We start from the raw sequence: 19427 nt of genomic DNA on the forward strand, positions 1-19427 counted from the left end.
CAAAAAATACCGGCGCGATGGCGAGACCCTGGTTTCATTCCATTGCGACTACCGCATCGAGACCAAGGTCTCGCCATCCCCGCAGCAAGCGGGGCGAAATGCCCAGCACTTCCGTTTGGAGGTGGGCCGACGAGAAAAACCGCACCCGGCGGCGCTTCCGCACGTCCATTCCTCCGCGCCAGATCGTTCACCGAACCACACCCAGTTACATCCATGTGTCTCCTTGCACTGCCCAATGGCCTGTCCTATCTTCCCAATCGCAGGGAGCAATTCCTGCATTCGTTCTCAGGGCGGGGTGTAACTCCCCACCGGCGGTAAGGCGGCAACGCCAAGCCCGCGAGCGCCTTCGGACTCAGGTCCGTGGGGTCAGCAGATCCGGTGTAACTCCGGAGCCGACGGTCATAGTCCGGATGAGAGAGAACGGGTTTGAATCTGGCCGACAGGCGCCAACGCGAGCAATCGCGTGTGCGTCTCATGCTTTTTTCCTTCCCGTAACCCTGAGGTAGCTGGGTCTTACGTGAAAGGATGAAACCGTTGAGCCAGATTGCCTCCCCTACCCGCACCACCTTCTCCCCCAATGTCCAGGGCGCCGCATTGATGCTCGGGGCCGGCATTGCCTTTGCCGGGGTCAACGTGGCCATGCCCATTGCCACCTATCAGCTGGGCTTCCCCTCCACCTCCGCCGTGTTCTGGCAATATCTCATTGCCTTCGTGCTCTGCATTCCACTGGTCTGGAACATGGGCACCAAGGCGCTGCGCACCAGCCATCCGGTCGCCCACCTCGCCCGTATCGTGCTGGCTGCCGCTGGCGCGCAGGCCTTCGGCCTCGCCTTCGCCTATGGCGTCCCCCTCTGGCAGGTGATTGCGCTGGTGATGACCTCGCCATTCTTCATCATCCTCGGGGCCTGGCTGTTCCTGGGCGAAAGCGTCAAGCTGCCGCGGATTCTGGCGACACTGGCCGGCTTTGCCGGCGCCATGATCATCCTGCAGCCATGGAGTTCCGCCTTTACCTGGGCGGCCCTCCTGCCCATCGTCGCTGCCGGCCTTTGGGGCGCTGTATCGCTGATCACCAAATACCTGACCAATTTCGAAAAGCCGGAATCGATCACGCTCTACATGATGCTGCTGATGACGCCGGCCAATGCGCTGTTCCTGTTTCCCGCCGGCCTCGCCGTGCCGGGCGGCGAGGTGCTGTGGCTGGTGCTGGTCATCGGTGCGCTGACGGCCGTGGCGCAATATCTGCTGACCCGTGCCTATGCCGTGGCCGATGCGACCTATCTGCAGCCCTTCGATGACCTCAAGCTGCCGCTCAACGTCATCGCCAGCTGGGTGATCCTCGCCCAGGCGCCCGATTTCTATTTCTGGCCGGGCGCCCTGCTGATCGTCGGCGCTTCGATCTTCATCATGCGCCAGGATAGCGGCCGCAGCGTTCCCGTCGCCGCCTGACCGATCCCGTTCGGGGCCGCCACCAGCGGCCCCGACCACACGGAACTATAGCGACACCCACCGCCCCTCGTGGTGCGATTGCGCCATGGCGTGCACAGTCCGCTCGATCACCAGCCCCTCATCGAAGCCAATCACGCGGGCCGGCTTACCGGCGATGGCGTTGAGCATTTCGTGGCATTCGATGATCTTGAGGTCATTGAACCCCAGCCCATGTCCCGGCGCCGGAATGAACCGGTCATAGGGCGCATGATGTGGCGCCGTCAGGATGGTGCGGAACCCCTGCTCCGTCGGCCGATCCCCGACCGTATAGAGCTGCACCTCGTTCATCCGCTCCTGATCGTAGACGATGGTGCCCCGGGAGCCGAAGATCTGTACGGCAATGCGCCCCTTGCGCCCCCAGGCCGAGCGATCCAGCGCCATCACCCCGGATATCCCCGCCCCGATTTCAAAGAGTATGCTGGCGATATCGAAGGTCTCGACGGCGCGCCGCTTTCCTTCCTTTGTCGGGCGATCAGCATAGGGTTTGGAAAGATGGGCAAAGACGCGACTGACCGGACCGAACAGGCTATGGATCAGGCTCAGCGGATGCACGCCGAAATCATCGAGCGCGCCATAGCCAGAGCTCGCCTCGCTCTTCCAGTAGAACAGCGCTTCGGGGTCGGCCATGAAGTCCTCGTCCATTTCAAAACGCACGTGGTTCACGGTGCCGATGGCCCCCTGCTCCAGCAGCGCCCCGATATGGCGGATCAGCGGGTTCTGGATATAATTGTAGCCCAACACCGCCACCTTGCCGGACGCCCGCGCCACCGCCGCCATGCGCTCGGCATCGGCCAACGCCACCGCCATCGGCTTTTCGCACCACACATGCTTGCCTGCTTCCAGCGCGGCAATCGCCATTTCCGCGTGGAAGGCATTGGGCGTGGTGACGGAAACCACATCGACCTCCGGGTCGGCGATCAGCTGCCGCCAGTCGCCGGTGGACTTGGCAAAGCCGAATTCATCGGCCTTGGTGCGGGCGATATCCGCATTGACCTCGGCCAGGTGGACCAGTCGCGGCTTGGCGCCATCGCCGAACACCGCCTTGACCCCGTTCCACGCCAGGGCGTGGCATTTGCCCATGTAGCCGGTGCCGATAAGGCCGATGCCGAGGGATGCGTTCATTCCGTCCTCCAAAGTTTCTGAAATGGTTATGCTAATTGGGCCCAGTTCGGAATGTGCTTTCTAACGGCACTTGATTGATCGGGGCGATTGGGGATTATGGGCGGCAGAGACGCTCAACAGGTCAGCAAATCCATGTCCGATGCCGCCGAAAAACTTCAGCCCCCGCAGGACTTCGATGCCCTGCGCGCGGCCATTATCGAGCGCAAGGCGGAGCTTCCCAAGCGGCTGACCCAGGTGGCCGCCTATGCGTTGGACCACCCCGACGAGATCGCTTTCGGCACCGCAGCAAGCATCGCCGTCTCGGCCAATGTGCAGCCCTCGACCCTGGTGCGCTTTGCCCAGCATTTCGGCTTTGAAGGCTTTTCCGGGCTGCAATTGCTGTTCCGGGCCCGCCTGCGCGAACGCACCTCCAGCTATGAAGAGCGCCTGCGCACGCTGGAGCAGGACGGCCCGGCACTGGCCGAAAGCACCACGATTTTCAATGGCTTCGTCGCCGCGGCGCATCGCTCGATCGACTCGATTGCCGCCGCCGTCGATCCCGCCGCCTTCGAGCGGACGGTCGAGTTGCTGGCCGCCGCCGATACGATCTACCTGATCGCCAAGCGCCGCTCCTATCCGATCAGCAGCTATATGGCCTATGCCTTTGGCAAGCTGAAGGTGAAGTGCCAGCTGGTCGGCACGGCCGCCGGTATCGACGATGACATGCTCGCCATGGCGACGTCGCGCGATGCGGCCTTCGCCATCAGCTTTTCGCCCTACGCGTCGGAAAGCGCCGCACAGGCCCGTGGACTTGCCGCCCGAGGCATCCCGGTCGTCTCGTTGACCGATTCGGCATTCTCCCCGCTGGCGGAGTGCTCGCGCGAATGGTTCGAGGTGGTGGAGGCAGATCATGCCGGCTTCCGTTCTCTTTCGGCCAGCATGGCATTTGCCATGGCCTTGACCGTCAGCATCGCCGAAAAGCGCCGCCGCGATCAGCCCCGCTGAGCCCATCGCGCCGAGTCACATTCGACAAACAGAGTGTTATCTGTCGCCGTGGAATGCGCCAAGCCCACTTTAGAACGAACATTCCATATTGACGAATTGTCGGAACCCATGTTTCATAATCAGGCAGCCAAAAAGCCAGCATGCTGGATTGATTGCTGCCAACATTGGCACATCGGAGGACTATCGGAGTGAGCGACGCGCACCCAAACGGCGGGACGAGGCCACTCGACGTCATCACCATCGGCCGCGCCTCGGTTGACCTCTATGGTCAGCAGATCGGCACGCGGCTCGAAGACGTCGGCAGCTTTGCCAAATCGGTCGGCGGGTGCCCCACCAATATTGCCGTCGGCACCGCCCGACTGGGCCTGAAATCGGCGCTCATCACCCGTGTCGGCAATGAGCAGATGGGCCGCTTCATCACCGAGCAGCTGGTCCGCGAAGGCGTTGAAACCAGGGGTATCGTCACCGATCCGGAACGTCTCACCGCGCTGGCCATTCTCTCGGTCGAGAACGAGCATTCCTTCCCGCTGCTGTTCTATCGGGACAATTGCGCCGACAACGCCCTCAACGAGGCCGATATCGACGAGGCCTTCATCGCCTCGTCCCGTTCGGTTCTGGTGACGGGTACGCATTTCTCCAAGCCCCACACCGAGGCAGCCCAGCGCAAGGCCATGCGCATCGCCAAGGCGAATGGCGCCCGGGTCGTGCTGGATATCGACTACCGCCCCAATCTCTGGGGCCTGGCCGGCCATGATGCCGGCGACAATCGCTATATCGCGTCTGAAGTGGTCTCGGCCAAGATGCAGACCGTTCTGGCCGATTGCGATCTCATTGTCGGCACTGAGGAAGAGGTGCTCATCGCCTCGGGCCAGTCCGACCTGCTCTCCGCGCTCAAGACGATCCGGTCCCTGTCCTCCGGCACTATCGTCCTGAAGCGCGGGCCCATGGGCTGCATCGTCTATGACGGTGCCATCTCCGACGATCTGGAAGCCGGCATTATCGGCAAGGGCTTCCCCATCGAGGTCTATAACGTGCTGGGCGCCGGCGATGCGTTCATGAGCGGGTTCCTGCGTGGCTGGCTCAAGGGCGAGCCGCATGCAACCTCCGCCACCTGGGCCAATGCCTGCGGCGCCTTCGCGGTCTCCCGCCTGCTCTGCGCGCCCGAAATCCCGACCTGGGTCGAGCTGCAATATTTCCTCGAGCATGGCAGCCCGGAGCGGGCGCTGCGCAAGGATCAGGCGATCAACCACATCCACTGGTCGACCACCCGCCGCCGCGACATCCCCAGCCTCAAGGCGCTGGCCATCGACCACCGCATCCAGCTGGAAGAAATCGCTGGCCACGATCCCAAGCTCCTGGCCCGCATCCCGGCGTTCAAGGCGCTGGCGGTCAAGGCCGCAATCAAGGTCGCCGATGGCAGGCCGGGCTTCGGCATGCTGCTCGATGACAAATATGGCCGCGACGCGCTCTATGCTGCGGGTGGGCAGAAGAATTTCTGGATCGGCAAGCCAATCGAGCACCCCGGCTCGCGTCCCCTGCAGTTCGAATTCTCGCAGGATCTCGGCTCGCGCCTGATCGACTGGCCGGTGGATCACTGCATCAAGGTGCTGTGCTTCTATCACCCGGACGACGCGCCCGAACTCAAACAGGTTCAGATCGAAAAGCTGCGCTCCGCCTATGAAGCCGCCCGCAAGGTCGGCCGGGAATTGCTGATCGAAATCATCGCCAGCAAGCATGGCAAGATCGGCGACGACACCTTCGCCCGCGCCATCACCGAAATCTACGATGCCGGTCTCAAGCCGGACTGGTGGAAGCTGGAGCCGCAAGCCAGCCGCGCCGCCTGGGCGGCAATCGACGACGTGATCGAAACCCGCGACCCGTTCTGTCGCGGTGTCGTGCTGCTCGGCCTCGAAGCGCCCCATGACGTGCTGGAAGCCGGCTTTGCCGCCGCCCGCAGTTCGCGGACGGTCAAGGGCTTCGCCGTCGGCCGCACCATCTTTGCCGATGCCGCCCGCAACTGGCTGGGCGGCACGATGACCGACGAGGAAGCCGTCGCCGACATGGCCGCCCGCTTCGGCGCGCTGGTCGAAGTCTGGGAACGGCTGGGAGAGAGCAAGGCGGCCTAGCGCTTACTCTCAACACGCACCATGTCATCCCGGCGAAGGCCGGGATCCATGTTGAAGACCAGCCGCACCATCCAGAATGCGGGTCTTGCACAGCATGGATTCCGGCCCGCCGGAATGACACCGTGATAAAACATACGAAGGCGCATAGCCCGAGACGACGAGGAACAAGGCCCGATGAGCCAAATGACGAGCCAGAAGACTATTCGATTGACGATGGCCCAGGCCGCGGCGCGGTTCATGACGGCGCAGATGACGGTGATCGATGACGAGACGGTGCCGATTTTCGGCGGCGTCTTCGCCATTTTCGGGCATGGCAATGTGGCCGGTGTCGGCGAGGCGCTCTATGGCGTCAAGGACACGCTGCCCACCTATCGGGCGCAGAACGAACAGGGCATGGCCAATGCCGCCATTGCCTTCGCCAAGGCCAGCTTCCGCCGCCGCTTCATGGCCTGCACCACCTCGATCGGGCCCGGCGCGCTCAACATGGTCACCGCCGCAGCCCTCGCCCATGTGAACCGGCTGCCGGTGCTGCTGCTGCCGGGCGACGTGTTCGCCAATCGCCTGCCCGATCCGGTGCTGCAGCAGATGGAAGACTTTGGCGACGGCACGGCAACGGTCAATGACTGCTTCAAGCCGGTCAGCCGCTATTTCGACCGCATCACCCGCCCCGAGCAGATCATCCCGGCGCTGCGCCGCGCCATGGCGGTGCTGACCGATCCGGCCGATTGCGGCCCGGTGACGCTGTCGCTCTGCCAGGACGTGCAGGCGGAGGCCTATGATTATCCTGAGAGCTTCTTTGAGGAAAAGGTCTGGCACATTCGCCGCCAGATGCCCGACGCCGACGAATTCGCCGATGCCGCGACCGCACTGTTGCAGGCCAAGAAGCCGGTGATCATCGCCGGTGGCGGCGTGCTCTATTCTGGGGCTAGCGACGCCCTTGCGGCCTTTGCCGAGCAGCACGGTGTTCCGGTGCTGGAAACCCAGGCTGGCAAGAGCTCCTTGCCCCACGACCATTCGCTGAACATGGGTTCGGTTGGCGTTACGGGTACCTCGGCCTCCAACGCGCTGGCGGAAGAATCCGACCTGGTGCTGGCCGTGGGCACGCGCCTGCAGGATTTCACCACCGGCAGCTGGGCGCTGTTCAAGAACGACAATCTTAAGATCATCGGCCTCAATGTGCAGCCCTTCGATGCCACCAAGCATCGGGCACTGCCACTGGTTGGCGATGCGCGGGTGGGCCTACGGGCGCTCGATCAGGCGCTGACCGGTTGGGAAGCCGATCCGGCCTGGACCGCCAAAGCGGGTGCCGGCAAGATCGAGTGGCTGAAAGCCGCTGACCGGGCCACCGCGACGACCAATTCGGCGCTGCCGTCCGATGCACAGGTCATCGGCGCGGTTCAGCGCGCTCGTGGCAGCGACAGCATTCTGGTCTGTGCCGCTGGCGGCCTGCCGGGCGAGTTGCACAAGCTCTGGCAGCAGGGCGCGCCGGGCAGCTACCATATGGAATATGGCTTCTCGACCATGGGCTATGAGATCGCCGGCGGCCTTGGCGTCAAACTGGCCCGCCCCGATGCCGACGTGATCGTCATGGTCGGCGATGGCAGCTACATGATGCTGAACTCGGAGATTGCCTCCTCGATCATGCTCGGCGCCAAGCTGACCATCGTCGTGCTGGACAATGCCGGCTATGGCTGCATCAACCGGCTGCAAATGGCCACGGGCGGCGCCAACTTCAACAATCTGTTGAAGGACACGAACCATGTCACTCTGCCTGGAATCGATTTTGTCGCCCATGCCGGCTCGATGGGCGCCATTGCCCGCAAGGTCGGCTCCATTGGCGAGCTCGAAGCCGCACTGAAGGCAGCAGAGGCAGACGACCGCACCTCGGTCATCGTCATCGATACCGATCCACTGATCACCACCGACGAGGGTGGGCATTGGTGGGATGTGGCAGTGCCCGAAGTCAGCGACCGCCCCCAGGTCAATGCGGCGCGTGAGGCCTATGTGACGGCACTCAAGGCGCAGCGGGCGGGGTAGACCCGGGACCGGAATACCCCCTCCTAGCCTCCCCCTGATAGGGGGAGGGATGGCGCGGTTTGTGTTGCAAGATTTACGAAAGCCCCAATCTGTCCCTCCCCCTGATCAGGGGGAGGCTAGGAGGGGGTACGAGCGCGAGGCGCAGGAGAAAAGATGAAAGCCAAACTCGGCATGTCCCCCATTGCGTGGTGGAACGATGATCTGGTCGAGCTCAGCGATGACGTATCGCTGGAGGAATGCCTGCGCCAGTCGCGCTCGGCCGGCTTTACCGGCATGGAAAAGGGCCGCCGCTTCCCGGACGATCCCGAGGTCATGCTGCCCATCCTGAAGGCGGCCGACGTAACGCTGTGTGGTGGCTGGTTCTCCGGCACGCTGGTCGATGAAGACCTCGCCGTCAACAAGGCGCGCATCCAGCCGATGATCGACCTGTTCAAGGCCGTCGACGCCCCCTGCATCGTCTATGGCGAAGTCGGGCGCTCGATGCAGGGCAAGCGCGAAATTCCGCTGGCGCAGAAGCCGAAGCTCTCGGACGACGAGATGAAGGCCTATGCGCGCAAGGTCACCGAATTTGGCGAATGGTGCGCCGATCAGGGCATGCCACTGGCCTATCATCACCACATGGCGGCCGTGGTCGAGACCGAGCCGGAGCTCGACGCATTCATGCAGTATTCGGGCGCCGGCATTCCGCTGCTGTTCGATGCCGGGCACCTGGCCTTTGCCGGTGGCGACGTGTTGCGCGCCATCGACAACCATCACAAGCGCATCACCCATGTGCATGTGAAGGATGTGCGGATGGAGGTGATCAACGGGCTGGACCGCAGCAAGCAGTCGTTCCTCGATGCAGTAGCGCTGGGCGCCTTCACCGTGCCAGGCGATGGCTCGCTGGACTTTGGCGCCATCGTGCAGAAGTTCGCAGACTATGGCTATGAGGGCTGGTTCGTGGTCGAGGCCGAGCAGGATCCGCGCAAGAATCCGCCGCTCAAGATGGCCCAGGTCGGCTACAAGGAGCTGATGCGGGTGATGACGGCGGCCGGCTACACTGTCGAAACCCAGGGCTTCCCCAAGGGGTGAGCTTTTGCGGCGCGCTGTGCTAGACCAATGGCTCTCCCATATGAACCCAAGGGTTCACAGAAGAAGGCGGTTTGGTTTGAAAGAAAGTGACGTCAGCTGGTTCAGGCCGTTGTGGCGGCGCGTCGCCGTCACGAGCTTCCTCGCGGTCTGGTGCGCCTGGGAATGGATCTGGAATCAGGAGCCATTCTGGGGCGTTCTGGTCGGCGCGGGGCTGGCCTATGCGATCTACAATTTCTTCTATGCGTTTCCCAAGGAGCAGCCGACCGATGGCAACGACACCAAACCTCAGGGTCCGACCGAAGGGCAATAACGGCCTCGTCCATGAGGTGACGCCCGATAGCGCGCGCTGGACCTATGTGGGCTTCGCGTTGCACAAGCTGGACGCCGGCGCATCTGCAGGCGGCAGTGCGGAAAGCGACGAGCTGTGCCTGGTGCTGGTCAGCGGCAAGGCGCGGATCTCGGTTGATGGCGTCGATCTGGGCGAACTCGGAGAACGCATGAGCCCGTTTGAGGGCCAGCCCTATGCCGTATACGTACCGGCGGGCAGCATCTGGTCGGCCGAGGCGACGACGGCCCTGGACCTGGCTGTGTGTGCGGCCCCAGGGCAGCGCGGCAAGTACCCGGCCCGCGTTATCCCGCCCGGCACGCATGCGCTGATTACCCGCGGCAAGGGCGCCAATGTGCGCCATGTCACCAATATCCTGCCCGAGACCGACCCGGCCCATTCGCTGCTGGTGGTCGAGGTGATCACGCCGGGCGGCAATACCTCGTCCTATCCGCCGCACAAGCACGACACCGACAACCTGCCCCACGAGAGCTTCCTCGAGGAAACCTATTACCATCGGCTCAACCCACCGCAGGGCTTTGCCATGCAGCGGGTCTATACCGATGATCGCAGCCTCGATGAGGCGCTGGTGATCGAGGACGGCGACGTGACGCTGGTGCCCAAGGGCTATCATCCGGTGGCGACGACGGCGGGGTATGACCTCTATTACCTCAACGTCATGGCCGGCCCGAAGCGGACCTGGAAGTTCCACAATGCGCCCGAGCATGAGTGGCTGCTGAAATAATCCCCGCTGGGTGCGATTGGGCTACGATGAATCAAAAAGGCCGCCGGAATGGCGGCCTTTGTTCTTTTCGGCGGTTTTTGGCTTTTGGGATGATTACATTGAGCATCATCCCTCCCCCGTCGTCACCACCCGGCTTGTCCGGGTGGTCCACCTTTCGAACGGTGGAGAATGGATTGCCCGGACAAGCCGGGCAATGACGGTGGAACGGAGAGCGGTGTCTGAGCAAGAGGCCCTCGGGCGAGCCCGAGGTGTGAGCCTACCGCCCCTGGAACACGGTCTTGTCGGCCAGGGCGCCGGTGATTTCGCTGACTTTGACCACCCGGTTTTCGGTGGCGGATTTCAGCGCCGCTTCGGCCAAGGCCAGGGCAATCAGCCCGTCCAAGCCGCTGGGCGAGGCCGGAGACTTTGATTCAACTGCGTCGATGAAGGTGCTGATTTCCCTCGCATAAGCCTCGGTGTAGCGGGTCATGAAAAAGTCGTGCAGCGGCGGGCGGGTATAGCCGGAGGCGTTGGCGACTTCGATGGAGACCGGGCGCTGGTTCTCGGCCGAGACGGCGCCCTTGGAGCCATGGACTTCGATACGCTGGTCATAGCCATAGGTGGCGCGACGCGAATTGGAGATGGTGGCATGCTTTCCCGATGCGGTGGTGAGGATGACGCTGACGCTGTCAAAGTCGCCAGCTTCGCCAATCGCCTTGTCGACCAGGTTGGACGCATAGGCGCTCACGGTGTCGATCTCTTCGCCGAGCAGGAACCGGGCCATGTCGAAATCGTGGATGGTCATATCGCGGAAGATGCCGCCCGAGCGCTTGATATAGTCCACCGGCGGGGCACCGGGATCGCGCGAGGTGATCTGCACCATTTCGACGGCGCCGATCTCGCCCTTGTCGATCACGGCCTTGACCGCCATGAAATGGGGATCAAAGCGGCGATTGAAGCCGACCATCAGCGTGCCACCGGACCCGTCCACCACCTTGAGGCAGGACTTGACGCGCTCGACATCGAGATCGATCGGCTTCTCGCAGAAGATCGCCTTGCCGGCCTTGGAGAACTGCTCGATCAGGTCGGCATGGGTATCGGTGGGGGTGCAGATGACCACCGCGTCGATATCGGCCGAGGCCAGGATCTGCTCGATGCTGCGCACTTCGCAGCCATAGGCCGTGGCGAGGTCGGTTGCAGCCTTCTCAAAGGCGTCGGCAACCGCGACGAGCCTAGCGGCGGGGTTGGAAGACACGGCCTTGGCGTGCACCTTGCCGATGCGGCCAGCACCGAGCAGGCCGAAACGAACAGTCATTCGATAGTCTCCATTCAAAAATCAGATCGTGCCGCCCAGCGAGTCGCTGAGTTCGGCCATTTCGGCGCCACCGGCCATCATGTCCTGCAGGGCCTCAGGGGTGATTTCGCCCCGCTTGGCCGTCCCCAGGGTCTTGCCTCGGTTCAACACCGTGAAGCGATCTCCGACAGCCATGGCGTGCCGCACATTATGCGTGATGAATACGATGCCAATGCCAGCCTTGCGCACCCGGTCTATCGTGGCAAGCACATTGGCAGTCTGGCGCACACCAAGCGCCGAAGTGGGTTCATCGAGGATGAGGACCTTGGCCCCGAAATACACTGCGCGGGCGATGGCGACCGTCTGGCGCTCGCCACCCGATAGCGTGCCGACGGCCTGGTTAGGCTCGCGCAGGCTGATGCCCATGCGGCGCATTTCTTCCATGGTGACGCGGGTCGCCATTTCATTGTCGAAGAACTGGAACGGTCCCCAGCGCTTGCGCGGCTCGCGGCCCATCCAGAAATTGCGGGTGACCGACATCAGCGGGATCATCGCCAGGTCCTGATAGACCGTGGCGATGCCGGCGCTCATCGCTTCGCGCGGATTGGCGAAGGTGACGGCCTGGCCGTTGACCCGGATCTGCCCGGAGCTGGGCTTATGCACCCCGGCCATGGTCTTGATGAAGGTGGATTTGCCTGCACCATTGTCGCCGAGCAGGCAGTGGCACTCGCCCGGCATGACCGAGAGTGAGACGCCATTGAGCGCGATGACCGGGCCGAAGCTCTTGGTGATGTCGATAAGTTCGATAAGGGGTTCGGTCATCTCAACGCTCCCCGGTAATCAGGCGGCGGATATAGGTGTTGAGGATGACCGCCAGCAACAGGATCACTCCAAGGAATACCCGGAACAACGAGCTTTCAACCCCGGCGAAAAACAGCCCCTGCTGCACGACCCCGAAGATCAGCGCGCCCAACGCCGCCCCGATCACCGAGCCATAGCCACCGGTCAGCAGGGCACCCCCGATGACTACGGCGATAATGGCCTCGAACTCCTTGAGCAGGCCGCGATCGGCAGCAGCGGAGCCGAATTCCATGACCTGTGCGGTGGCGAAGACGGTGGCGCAGAAGGCCGAGAACACGAACATCAGGATTTTGACCCGGTTAACCGGAACACCGACATAGCGCGCCGCCTGGGCATCGCCGCCCGAGGCAAAGATCCAGTTGCCGAAGCGGGTCTTTGTCAGCAGCACATGGGCGAAAATGATCAGCGCCAGCGCCCAGACCATGAGCATCGGAATACCATCGACCACGGGCTGACCGGCGCGATTGCCGGCCTTGAAGGTGGCGATCCAGCCCATATCGGCGAGCCAGTAGAAGAAGATGCCCAGCACCTTGCCGCCGAAGAGCGGCGCCAGCCAGTCCCCCTGTGCGGCTTCGCGCACGCCGCCGATGATGGTTTGGCGGGTGGTGGAGATCGAAACGTAGATGGTCAGGCCGCGCAGGATATAGAGCGAGGCAAGCGTGACGATGAACGAGGGCAGTCCCGTCTTGATGACCAGATAGCCATTGGCCGCGCCAATCAGCATGGCGACAATGAAGGCGGTGATGATGGCCGCCCACATCGGCCAGCCAAGATGCACGCTGAGCACGGCGATGACGATGCCAGCAAAGCCAATCATCGAACCGACGGAAAGGTCGAATTCGCCCGAGATCATCAACAGGCATGCGCCTACGGCGATGATGGCGAACTGGGCCGAAACCACGCCCCAGTTCATGATGCCATCGGGCGCGAACATACCGGTCGAACCGGCGACCACGGCGAAATAGCAAAAGACCAGGATGGTGCCGGCCATCGCCCCAAGTTCGGGCCGCATCAGCATGGTTCGGAGTTTGGATCGTTGCGCGATACGTTCGTCAATCGCGGCGGGCGGTTGGGCGCTCGGCTGGGTCATCGCTGGATACTCTCTGGGCGTGCCTCATGGACCCCCGCAGGGTGGGGGCGCTCACGCTGGAAAGGCCGGCCCTGGGCTAAGCCGGGCCGGCCCCTGGCTGTTAGCGATATTCGCCGGCGAACTGCTCAACCAGGCTGATATTGTCCTTGGTGATGAAGCCAGGACCCGAATTGATCGAGTTGCCGGGCACCACGCCATAGCGCGCCAGATTGGTCAGGATCACCACCGGCAGGTAGCCCTGCAGGAAGGGCTGCTGGTCGATGGCAAAGTTGACCGTGCCGGCCTTGATGGCAGCCGAAATTTCGGGCGACAGGTCGAAGGTGGCAAAGAAGATCGTGCCGGCCTTGCCGGTCTGGTCCAGTGCGGCGATGGTCGGATGCGCCGAATTGGGCCCAAGGGTCAGAATGCCATTGGTATCGGGATTGGTCTGGAGATAGGCGGCAACCTTGGACTGCACTTCGCTCGGGTCCATGCCGGAGTCGATCATCTGACTGCCCAGTTCGACGCCGATGCCGTCGGCAAAGCCCTGGCAGCGCTCAACCGAGGCCGGATTGGTGATGTAGTGGTTGACGCAGACAAAGCTCGTCACCCCTGCGGCCTTGGCTTTCTCCCCGGCCCCAAAACCTGCGTCATATTCAGGCTGCCCGACATGGAGCAGCGCGCCGATTTCCTTGGATTGTTCAATGGTACCCGAATTGATGGTGATGACAGGAATGCCACGCGCCACGGCGTCTTCCAGCGGGCCCTTGAGGGCATCGAAATCGGCGATGGTCGAGATAATGCCATCGGGCGAGGAGGCGGCCGCCTGCTCGATGATGCGCGCCATGTCGGCAAGGTCACCGGTTGCCGGGTTACGGTACTCGACGGTTACGCCCATCTGCTCGCCAGCGAGCGTGATGGCGTTCTTGATGGTGTTCCACCAGCTATCGGAATCGGGAGCGTGGCTCACCAGAACAAAGCGCTCTCCCTCGGCGGCTGCGGGCATAACGGCAGACGCTACCACGGCCGTGGCCATCAGGCAGGCCAGTGCGATCTTCTTCATCTTGTTTCTCCTCCACAGAGCTGGTGTCCGGGGGCACCTTGCTGTCGTTCCCGGATGTTCCCTGTCACGGGATCTTTCGTCTTTCGGCGCGCAAACGCCGGATTTTGTCCAAGCAATGGAGAGGGCCAATGTGAATGCACACGGCTCCTCGCCCCTTCAAAGCTGGGCAATGACCACTCAAATGAAATACAGGTTCTGCATTGCTGTCAATGCGGAATGTTCATTCCAAAACCAGATTGTGGCGACAAACGCAGTGACCCGGCGTGCATGCGCGCGCCGGGTCAGCTTGAGACTGCAGGATGGTTAGATAGCGAGACCTCAGGTCTCGCGGGCACGCTCGAGGATGCGTTTGCATTCAAGCAGTTCGCGCAGGACATCGGATAGCTTGTCGCGCGATGACTGGTCGAGACTGGCGCTGGCGGTCAGCACGGCTTCCTCGACCTCGGCCTCATCGCCGGCGGCCTGTGCCGTTTCGATCATCGGTAGGATTTCATCGACCGGCTTGCCCTCGCCGACGGCGATCACATAGCGGCTGCCCTGATCCTTGAGGATGCGCTGCACACCCTTGATGGTGAAGCCCTGATCATAGAGCAGGTGACGGATGCCGCGCAGCAGCAGCACATCTTCAGGCCGGTAATATCGCCGTCCACCACCGCGTTTCAACGGCTTTATGGTGGAGAACCGAGTCTCCCAAAAGCGCAGGACGTGCTGAGGCAAGTCCAGTTCTTCAGCGGCTTCAGAGATGGTCCGGAAGGCGTCAGGTGATTTTTCCACCATGTCCCCAGGAAATAAGACCTTATTTTCCAGTACGAACCATAGATTTGTTGATCTTGGATTTCAACACGTTGCTGGGTTTGAACACAAGAACCTGTCGCGGCAGGATCGGAACCTCCTCACCTGTCTTGGGATTCCGGCCAATTCGCTCGTTCTTGGAGCGAACTTGGAAGGACCCGAAGGACGACAGCTTGACGTTGCTGCCCGCTATCAGCGCGTCCCCGATGAGTTCCAGCACTCTCTCGACCAGCTCGGCCGATTCGGTTCGCGATAGCCCGACAGTCCCATAGACTGCCTCAGCCAGATCAGCGCGCGTCACCGTTTTCTGCGTCATTCGCACCCCCGTGTTGTCGAAACAGCTAGAATCCGAGTCAGGCGGGTTTAGTTCCCGTTCCCAACCAATTGATCCAGTCGAGCGCCTCCCGCAACTCATCCAGACCCCGGATTCGTTCGCCCCGTGTCAGCCCATCCGTGGCGAGTGCAAGAGGTTTGCACTCGCGTTCAATGTGCGGGTTCCTCCACCCGGATGGACACTAACGCCTTGAAACACCACAGGTCAATCAGGTCTGGAGCAGCTGTTACCAGCGAATGAGGGATGCGCCCCAGGTGAAGCCGCCGCCCATGGCTTCGATCATCACCAGATCGCCCGGCTTGATCCGGCCATCGGCCACAGCGACGCTGAGTGCCAGCGGAACCGAGGCAGCGGAGGTATTGGCGTGCAGGTCAACGGTGGTCACCACCTTTTCGGGTGGCAGGCCCAGCTTGGCCCCTGCCCCATCGATGATGCGCTTATTGGCCTGGTGGGGCACGAACCAGTCAAGATCGGCCACGGTGTAATTTGCCTGCTCAAGTGCGGAATAGACCACATCGGTGATCTTGCCCACGGCATGGCGGAACACTTCGGCGCCCTGCATGCGGACAAATCCGGTCTTGCCGGTGGTGGAGGGGCCACCATCGACATAGAGCTTCTCCCAATGGTGGCCATCGGAACGCAGGGCCGAGGACAACAGGCCACGCCCGGCGGCGAGCTCCTCGTCATTGGCCATGTCCATCACCACGGCGCCGGCACCATCGCCGAACAAGACGCAGGTGCCACGATCAGTCCAGTCAAGCAGACGCGAGAACGTCTCGGCGCCGATGACCAGCGCACGCTTGGCGAGGCCGTTCTTGAGATAGCTGTCGGCAGTGGCGACGGCGTAGACAAAGCCGGAGCAGACGGCCTGCAGGTCGAAGGCCATGCCGTGATGCATGCCCAGCTTCATCTGAACCAGCGTGGCGGCGGACGGGAAGGTGTAATCGGGGGTGGTGGTGGCCACGATGATCAGGTCGATATCATCGGCGGTAACGCCGGCCGCGGCCATGGCCTTGCGTGCCGCGGCGACAGCCAGGTCAGAAGTGAATTCACCCTCGGCCGCGATATGGCGTTCCTTGATACCAACGCGCTGCTGAATCCACTCGTCGGAAGTATCGACCAGCTTGGCCAGTTCTGCATTGGTCAGAACTTTTTCCGGAAGATAGCTGCCGACCCCGCGGATCATGGTCCGCGGCTTGGTTACGCCAGTATTGGTCACGCCGGTTTTGCCTCAGGTTCGGAAGAGTCGGGAGCCGTCACCGCAGCGACGGGAAAGCGCTGCATGCCTTCGCCGATCTTGTCGATCAGCCGGCTCCGCGCCATTTCATAGGACAGGCCCAGGGCGCTTTTGTAGCCGATCTCGTCGGTGCCGCCGTGGGACTTGATGACGATGCCATTGAGACCCAGGAACACGCCGCCATTGACGGTGCGCGGATCCATCTTGCGGCGCAGGGCATTGAGCGCCGAAGAGGCGAACAGCGCGCCGATGCGGCTCATCAGATTGGCCTTGAGCGCGCTGCGCAGATAGGACGCGACCTGTCGGGCGGTGCCTTCAGCGGTCTTGAGCGCGACATTGCCGACAAAGCCTTCGGTGACAATGACGTCGACGGTGCCCTTGCCCAGATCATCGCCTTCGACGAAGCCGTGATAGGTGAAGCCCGAACCGCTGGCAGCGCTGAGAATCTTGCCGGCTTCCTTGATCGATTCGAGGCCCTTGACCTCCTCGGTGCCCACATTAAGCAGCCCGACAGTCGGCGAGGACTGATCGAACAGGGCCCGCGCCAGGGCGGAGCCGAGAATGGCGTAGTCGACCAGTTGGCGGGCATCGGCACCAATGGTGGCGCCCATGTCGAGCACGATGATATCGGTGCGCAGGGTCGGCCAGATCGCAGCGATCCCCGGCCGGGAAATGCCCTCCATCGGACGCAGGCAGAAGGTGGCCATGGCCATCAGCGCGCCGGTATTGCCGCCGGAAATGGCGACATCGGCCTCGCCGTCCTTGACGGCCTGAATGGACATCCACATCGAGGACGTGCCCTTGCCCTTGCGCAGGGCCTGGCTGGGCTTTTCATCGGAAGCGATAACCATCTCGCAATGGCGCACTTCGCAGGCGCCTTTGAGATCGGGAAATTCTTCAAGCAGCGGAGCAATCTGCTCCTGACGACCATGGAAGATGAAGCGAGTATTCTTGCGCTCGCGCAGCGCCAAGGCGGCACCGTGGATTACCGCGCGGGGGGCGTTGTCGCCGCCCATGGCATCCACTGAAATTGTAATCGTTTCGGTCATTTCCGCCCGTATTCCGGCCCACAAACGGGGCTTGTCGCACCATATCCCATAGCAGAGTCGACGCAAGCCCCGGCGGGCAGCAGGCGCTGTGCCCCACCGCCAGTCCGCACCGAGGAGAGCCGTGTCACTGCCGGGTCCAAAATCATTGACCGTCCTTGTCGGACGGCGTCTTCAGGGTCTTGAGACGGGCGAAGGGCCCCTCTTCCTCCTCGGGACCATCAATGCCAAGCGTCGCCAGGCTTTCGCCGGGCAAACGCGGATAGGGATCGATGGCCAGCGCCAGTGTTTCAAGCAGGAGGGCGCTGAGATCAACCTCGGGCCCGTCGATATGATCGGGGAAATCGTCGTCATCGAGGTCGACGAAAATCTCGGCACCTGGAGCCGGATTGCGCGGCTTGTCACCACCCGGCAGGAAGACGCGATCCACCGGCTCGTCGATATCCTGCGGCACCGGCTCAAAGGTTACGACCGAAGGCTGGACAATGCGCGCAGTCAGATTCCCCTGCACACGAATACCACCCCGCAACGGCACGGCCGTCAGCGTGGCATGGAAGCGCTCGACGGCGCTGATCTTGAGAATCTCGGCCATGGCGAGCAAGGCGGCCGCATCGGGCTTCACCTCAACGTCGCGGCCGGTGGTGGGCAGACGGTCAATACGGATGACTGCGTCGAGAATCGGTGCATTGGCTTCAGTCATGCGGCGGCCTCGAAATTGATTGTGCCGCCGATTATAGCTTCGGCGGACTGGGCAGCGAGCACCGCGTCCTCGGCGAGAAGATAGTCCGACAGTGCCCGGACATGGGGACCGGTGGCGCCATCAAATACATTACGCGACAGCACGGCTTCAACGCCCTCGACGTCATTGCGGTCCATCGCCTCGTTAAGGCTGGCCAGCAGTCCGAAGAAGATATTGCCCATCTTCTGGATTTTCTTGGGGACGCCGAGGTCGCCAGTACCCATTTCGCGGAGAGAACGATCCATGTCCTTGAAAAACAGATCGAAAACAGCCTGACTGAAATCCTTCACCTCAGGCTTTTCAGAGCGCAGCCGACGGAACAGCAGGGCCAGATGCAGGCTGATCATATCGAAGCGTCCGGTGACCGTGTCAGGCACGGACCACTCGGCGTAGAAGCGCGGTTGCCGGGATTGCGCCACAATAGCGCTATAGACGGCATAAACCGGTTCGGTAGCAGTGTTCTTGCGGAACAGGGACAGGATCATGGATTGCGCTCAGCGTCTTGATCGGTCATCACAAATGCAAGACAGGGAACTGGGCCAATGCCAACTTGCCATGGGGGCCTGTTGGCAGCTACACATTCCGGCGGCCGAAAGTCGAACCACCGCCTTGTCGCCACGCCTATAGTCGAGAGCCATCGGGAAAGTCAAATTCATGCCTTTGAGTATCGCAACCAGGCGATTTGCGCCGTTCGCTGCCGCCGCCATGCTCGCCATCGTGTTGGCAGGCTGCTCCAGCAGCACCGCATTGGTGACGAAACGCACCCAGGGTTATGAAATTCCCGCAACGGCCCTGCAGCAGATTCGCCCGGGTCAGAGCCAGGAACTGGTGAAGATCGTTCTGGGCTCACCCATGACCACCAACACCTTCGGCGACCAATCTGCATTCTATTATGTCGAGACCAAGGTGAACCAGACCTCGTTTGGCGCCAACATGATCGAGTCGCGCACCGTGCTGGCGGTTTATTTCGACAAGAACAAGAAGGTGGTCGACAAGGCCGTCTACACGCTCAAGGACGGCAAGGCCGTCGCGATCGAAACGCGCCGCACGCCGTCGTTTGGCGAAGACCGCACCTTCATCGAACAAATTTTGCAGTCGTTCTAAGCAAACGACGATCA

At 62.2% G+C, this 19427-nt stretch carries 19 protein-coding genes and 1 riboswitch; of the genes, 8 read left to right on the plus strand and 11 right to left on the minus strand.

All coding sequences use genetic code 11. From position 1 onward, the window contains the following. Positions 1–277: 277 nt before the first annotated feature. Positions 278–426: riboswitch (FMN riboswitch) on the plus strand. 99 nt (positions 427–525) lie between these two features. Next, complete coding sequence (locus BUA69_RS20145; protein ID WP_046135604.1) at positions 526–1446, plus strand: DMT family transporter; 921 nt, start codon at positions 526–528, stop codon at positions 1444–1446. Positions 1447–1491: 45 nt separating this feature from the next. On the opposite strand, the gene BUA69_RS20150 is transcribed toward BUA69_RS20145, so the two are convergent. Next, positions 1492–2607 carry a Gfo/Idh/MocA family protein gene (locus BUA69_RS20150; RefSeq protein ID WP_046135605.1) on the minus strand — a complete coding sequence of 372 codons (1116 nt, stop codon included), beginning with the start codon at positions 2605–2607 and terminating at the stop codon, positions 1492–1494. A gap of 132 nt (positions 2608–2739) precedes the next feature. Here BUA69_RS20150 and BUA69_RS20155 point away from each other — a divergent pair, with 132 nt between their 5' ends. The 6 genes from BUA69_RS20155 to iolB all read left to right on the plus strand — a co-directional run bounded on the left by BUA69_RS20155 (position 2740) and on the right by iolB (position 9895). Then, positions 2740–3591 (plus strand): MurR/RpiR family transcriptional regulator, encoded by an 852-nt coding sequence (locus tag BUA69_RS20155; RefSeq protein ID WP_046135606.1) that lies wholly within the window; start codon positions 2740–2742, stop codon positions 3589–3591. 188 nt (positions 3592–3779) lie between these two features. Beyond that, on the plus strand, positions 3780–5717 hold the full coding sequence (locus BUA69_RS20160) for a bifunctional 5-dehydro-2-deoxygluconokinase/5-dehydro-2-deoxyphosphogluconate aldolase (RefSeq protein WP_046135607.1): 1938 nt from the start codon (positions 3780–3782) through the stop codon (positions 5715–5717). A 174-nt stretch (positions 5718–5891) separates the two neighbouring features. Further along, positions 5892–7754 carry a 3D-(3,5/4)-trihydroxycyclohexane-1,2-dione acylhydrolase (decyclizing) gene (gene iolD / locus BUA69_RS20165; RefSeq protein ID WP_046135608.1) on the plus strand — a complete coding sequence of 621 codons (1863 nt, stop codon included), beginning with the start codon at positions 5892–5894 and terminating at the stop codon, positions 7752–7754. Positions 7755–7907: 153 nt separating this feature from the next. Beyond that, positions 7908–8825, plus strand: a complete 918-nt coding sequence (gene iolE / locus BUA69_RS20170) for a myo-inosose-2 dehydratase (protein ID WP_046135609.1) — start codon at positions 7908–7910, stop codon at positions 8823–8825. 76 nt (positions 8826–8901) lie between these two features. Beyond that, positions 8902–9135 (plus strand): hypothetical protein, encoded by a 234-nt coding sequence (locus BUA69_RS20175; RefSeq protein WP_072866659.1) that lies wholly within the window; start codon positions 8902–8904, stop codon positions 9133–9135. Beyond that, positions 9092–9895, plus strand: coding sequence for a 5-deoxy-glucuronate isomerase (iolB, locus tag BUA69_RS20180; RefSeq protein WP_046135611.1), 804 nt, complete (start codon positions 9092–9094; stop codon positions 9893–9895). The genes BUA69_RS20175 and iolB overlap by 44 nt, the downstream gene beginning before the upstream one ends. 256 nt (positions 9896–10151) lie before the next feature. Here iolB and iolG read toward each other — a convergent pair whose 3' ends face one another. The 10 genes from iolG to BUA69_RS20230 form a co-directional block, all read right to left on the minus strand. Beyond that, positions 10152–11189 (minus strand): inositol 2-dehydrogenase, encoded by a 1038-nt coding sequence (gene iolG, locus BUA69_RS20185; protein WP_046135612.1) that lies wholly within the window; start codon positions 11187–11189, stop codon positions 10152–10154. 21 nt (positions 11190–11210) lie between these two features. Then, complete coding sequence (locus BUA69_RS20190) at positions 11211–11990, minus strand: ATP-binding cassette domain-containing protein (protein WP_046135613.1); 780 nt, start codon at positions 11988–11990, stop codon at positions 11211–11213. Between the two features lies 1 nt (position 11991). Beyond that, positions 11992–13119: an ABC transporter permease gene (locus BUA69_RS20195; protein ID WP_046135614.1), complete on the minus strand. Its 1128-nt coding sequence runs from the start codon at positions 13117–13119 to the stop codon at positions 11992–11994. A 100-nt stretch (positions 13120–13219) separates the two neighbouring features. Beyond that, complete coding sequence (locus BUA69_RS20200) at positions 13220–14161, minus strand: sugar ABC transporter substrate-binding protein (RefSeq protein ID WP_046135615.1); 942 nt, start codon at positions 14159–14161, stop codon at positions 13220–13222. A 318-nt stretch (positions 14162–14479) separates the two neighbouring features. Beyond that, positions 14480–14935, minus strand: coding sequence for a MerR family transcriptional regulator (locus tag BUA69_RS20205; RefSeq protein WP_046135636.1), 456 nt, complete (start codon positions 14933–14935; stop codon positions 14480–14482). Positions 14936–14957: 22 nt separating this feature from the next. Next, positions 14958–15269, minus strand: a complete 312-nt coding sequence (locus BUA69_RS20210; RefSeq protein WP_046135616.1) for an integration host factor subunit alpha — start codon at positions 15267–15269, stop codon at positions 14958–14960. A 244-nt stretch (positions 15270–15513) separates the two neighbouring features. Then, a complete protein-coding gene (locus tag BUA69_RS20215; RefSeq protein ID WP_046135637.1) occupies positions 15514–16473 on the minus strand; it encodes a beta-ketoacyl-ACP synthase III in 960 nt (319 codons plus the stop codon). Between the two features lie 29 nt (positions 16474–16502). Continuing rightward, entirely contained in the window at positions 16503–17573 is a 1071-nt protein-coding gene (plsX, locus tag BUA69_RS20220) for a phosphate acyltransferase PlsX (RefSeq protein WP_046135617.1), read from the minus strand. 142 nt (positions 17574–17715) lie between these two features. Then, entirely contained in the window at positions 17716–18270 is a 555-nt protein-coding gene (locus BUA69_RS20225; protein ID WP_052950588.1) for a YceD family protein, read from the minus strand. Next, positions 18267–18794, minus strand: coding sequence for a ubiquinol-cytochrome C chaperone family protein (locus BUA69_RS20230; RefSeq protein WP_046135618.1), 528 nt, complete (start codon positions 18792–18794; stop codon positions 18267–18269). The genes BUA69_RS20225 and BUA69_RS20230 overlap by 4 nt, the downstream gene beginning before the upstream one ends. A gap of 169 nt (positions 18795–18963) precedes the next feature. Between BUA69_RS20230 and BUA69_RS20235 the strand changes: the two genes are divergently transcribed. Next, entirely contained in the window at positions 18964–19413 is a 450-nt protein-coding gene (locus BUA69_RS20235; RefSeq protein WP_046135619.1) for an outer membrane protein assembly factor BamE, read from the plus strand. The last annotated feature ends 14 nt before the right edge of the window (positions 19414–19427 follow it).

This window comes from Devosia limi DSM 17137 (genome assembly GCF_900128975.1).
GTDB lineage: Bacteria > Pseudomonadota > Alphaproteobacteria > Rhizobiales > Devosiaceae > Devosia > Devosia limi.

Coding starts and splice junctions, on each gene's coding strand:
- BUA69_RS20230 (WP_046135618.1), bottom strand. CDS start 18,794: ATGATCCTGTCCCTGTTCCGCAAGAACACTGCTACCGAACCGGTTTAT.
- BUA69_RS20210 (WP_046135616.1), bottom strand. CDS start 15,269: ATGACGCAGAAAACGGTGACGCGCGCTGATCTGGCTGAGGCAGTCTAT.
- iolB (WP_046135611.1), top strand. CDS start 9,092: ATGGCAACGACACCAAACCTCAGGGTCCGACCGAAGGGCAATAACGGC.
- BUA69_RS20150 (WP_046135605.1), bottom strand. CDS start 2,607: ATGAACGCATCCCTCGGCATCGGCCTTATCGGCACCGGCTACATGGGC.
- BUA69_RS20190 (WP_046135613.1), bottom strand. CDS start 11,990: ATGACCGAACCCCTTATCGAACTTATCGACATCACCAAGAGCTTCGGC.
- BUA69_RS20215 (WP_046135637.1), bottom strand. CDS start 16,473: ATGATCCGCGGGGTCGGCAGCTATCTTCCGGAAAAAGTTCTGACCAAT.
- BUA69_RS20200 (WP_046135615.1), bottom strand. CDS start 14,161: ATGAAGAAGATCGCACTGGCCTGCCTGATGGCCACGGCCGTGGTAGCG.
- iolD (WP_046135608.1), top strand. CDS start 5,892: ATGAGCCAAATGACGAGCCAGAAGACTATTCGATTGACGATGGCCCAG.
- BUA69_RS20145 (WP_046135604.1), top strand. CDS start 526: ATGAAACCGTTGAGCCAGATTGCCTCCCCTACCCGCACCACCTTCTCC.
- plsX (WP_046135617.1), bottom strand. CDS start 17,573: ATGACCGAAACGATTACAATTTCAGTGGATGCCATGGGCGGCGACAAC.
- BUA69_RS20235 (WP_046135619.1), top strand. CDS start 18,964: ATGCCTTTGAGTATCGCAACCAGGCGATTTGCGCCGTTCGCTGCCGCC.
- BUA69_RS20155 (WP_046135606.1), top strand. CDS start 2,740: ATGTCCGATGCCGCCGAAAAACTTCAGCCCCCGCAGGACTTCGATGCC.
- iolE (WP_046135609.1), top strand. CDS start 7,908: ATGAAAGCCAAACTCGGCATGTCCCCCATTGCGTGGTGGAACGATGAT.
- iolG (WP_046135612.1), bottom strand. CDS start 11,189: ATGACTGTTCGTTTCGGCCTGCTCGGTGCTGGCCGCATCGGCAAGGTG.
- BUA69_RS20225 (WP_052950588.1), bottom strand. CDS start 18,270: ATGACTGAAGCCAATGCACCGATTCTCGACGCAGTCATCCGTATTGAC.
- BUA69_RS20195 (WP_046135614.1), bottom strand. CDS start 13,119: ATGACCCAGCCGAGCGCCCAACCGCCCGCCGCGATTGACGAACGTATC.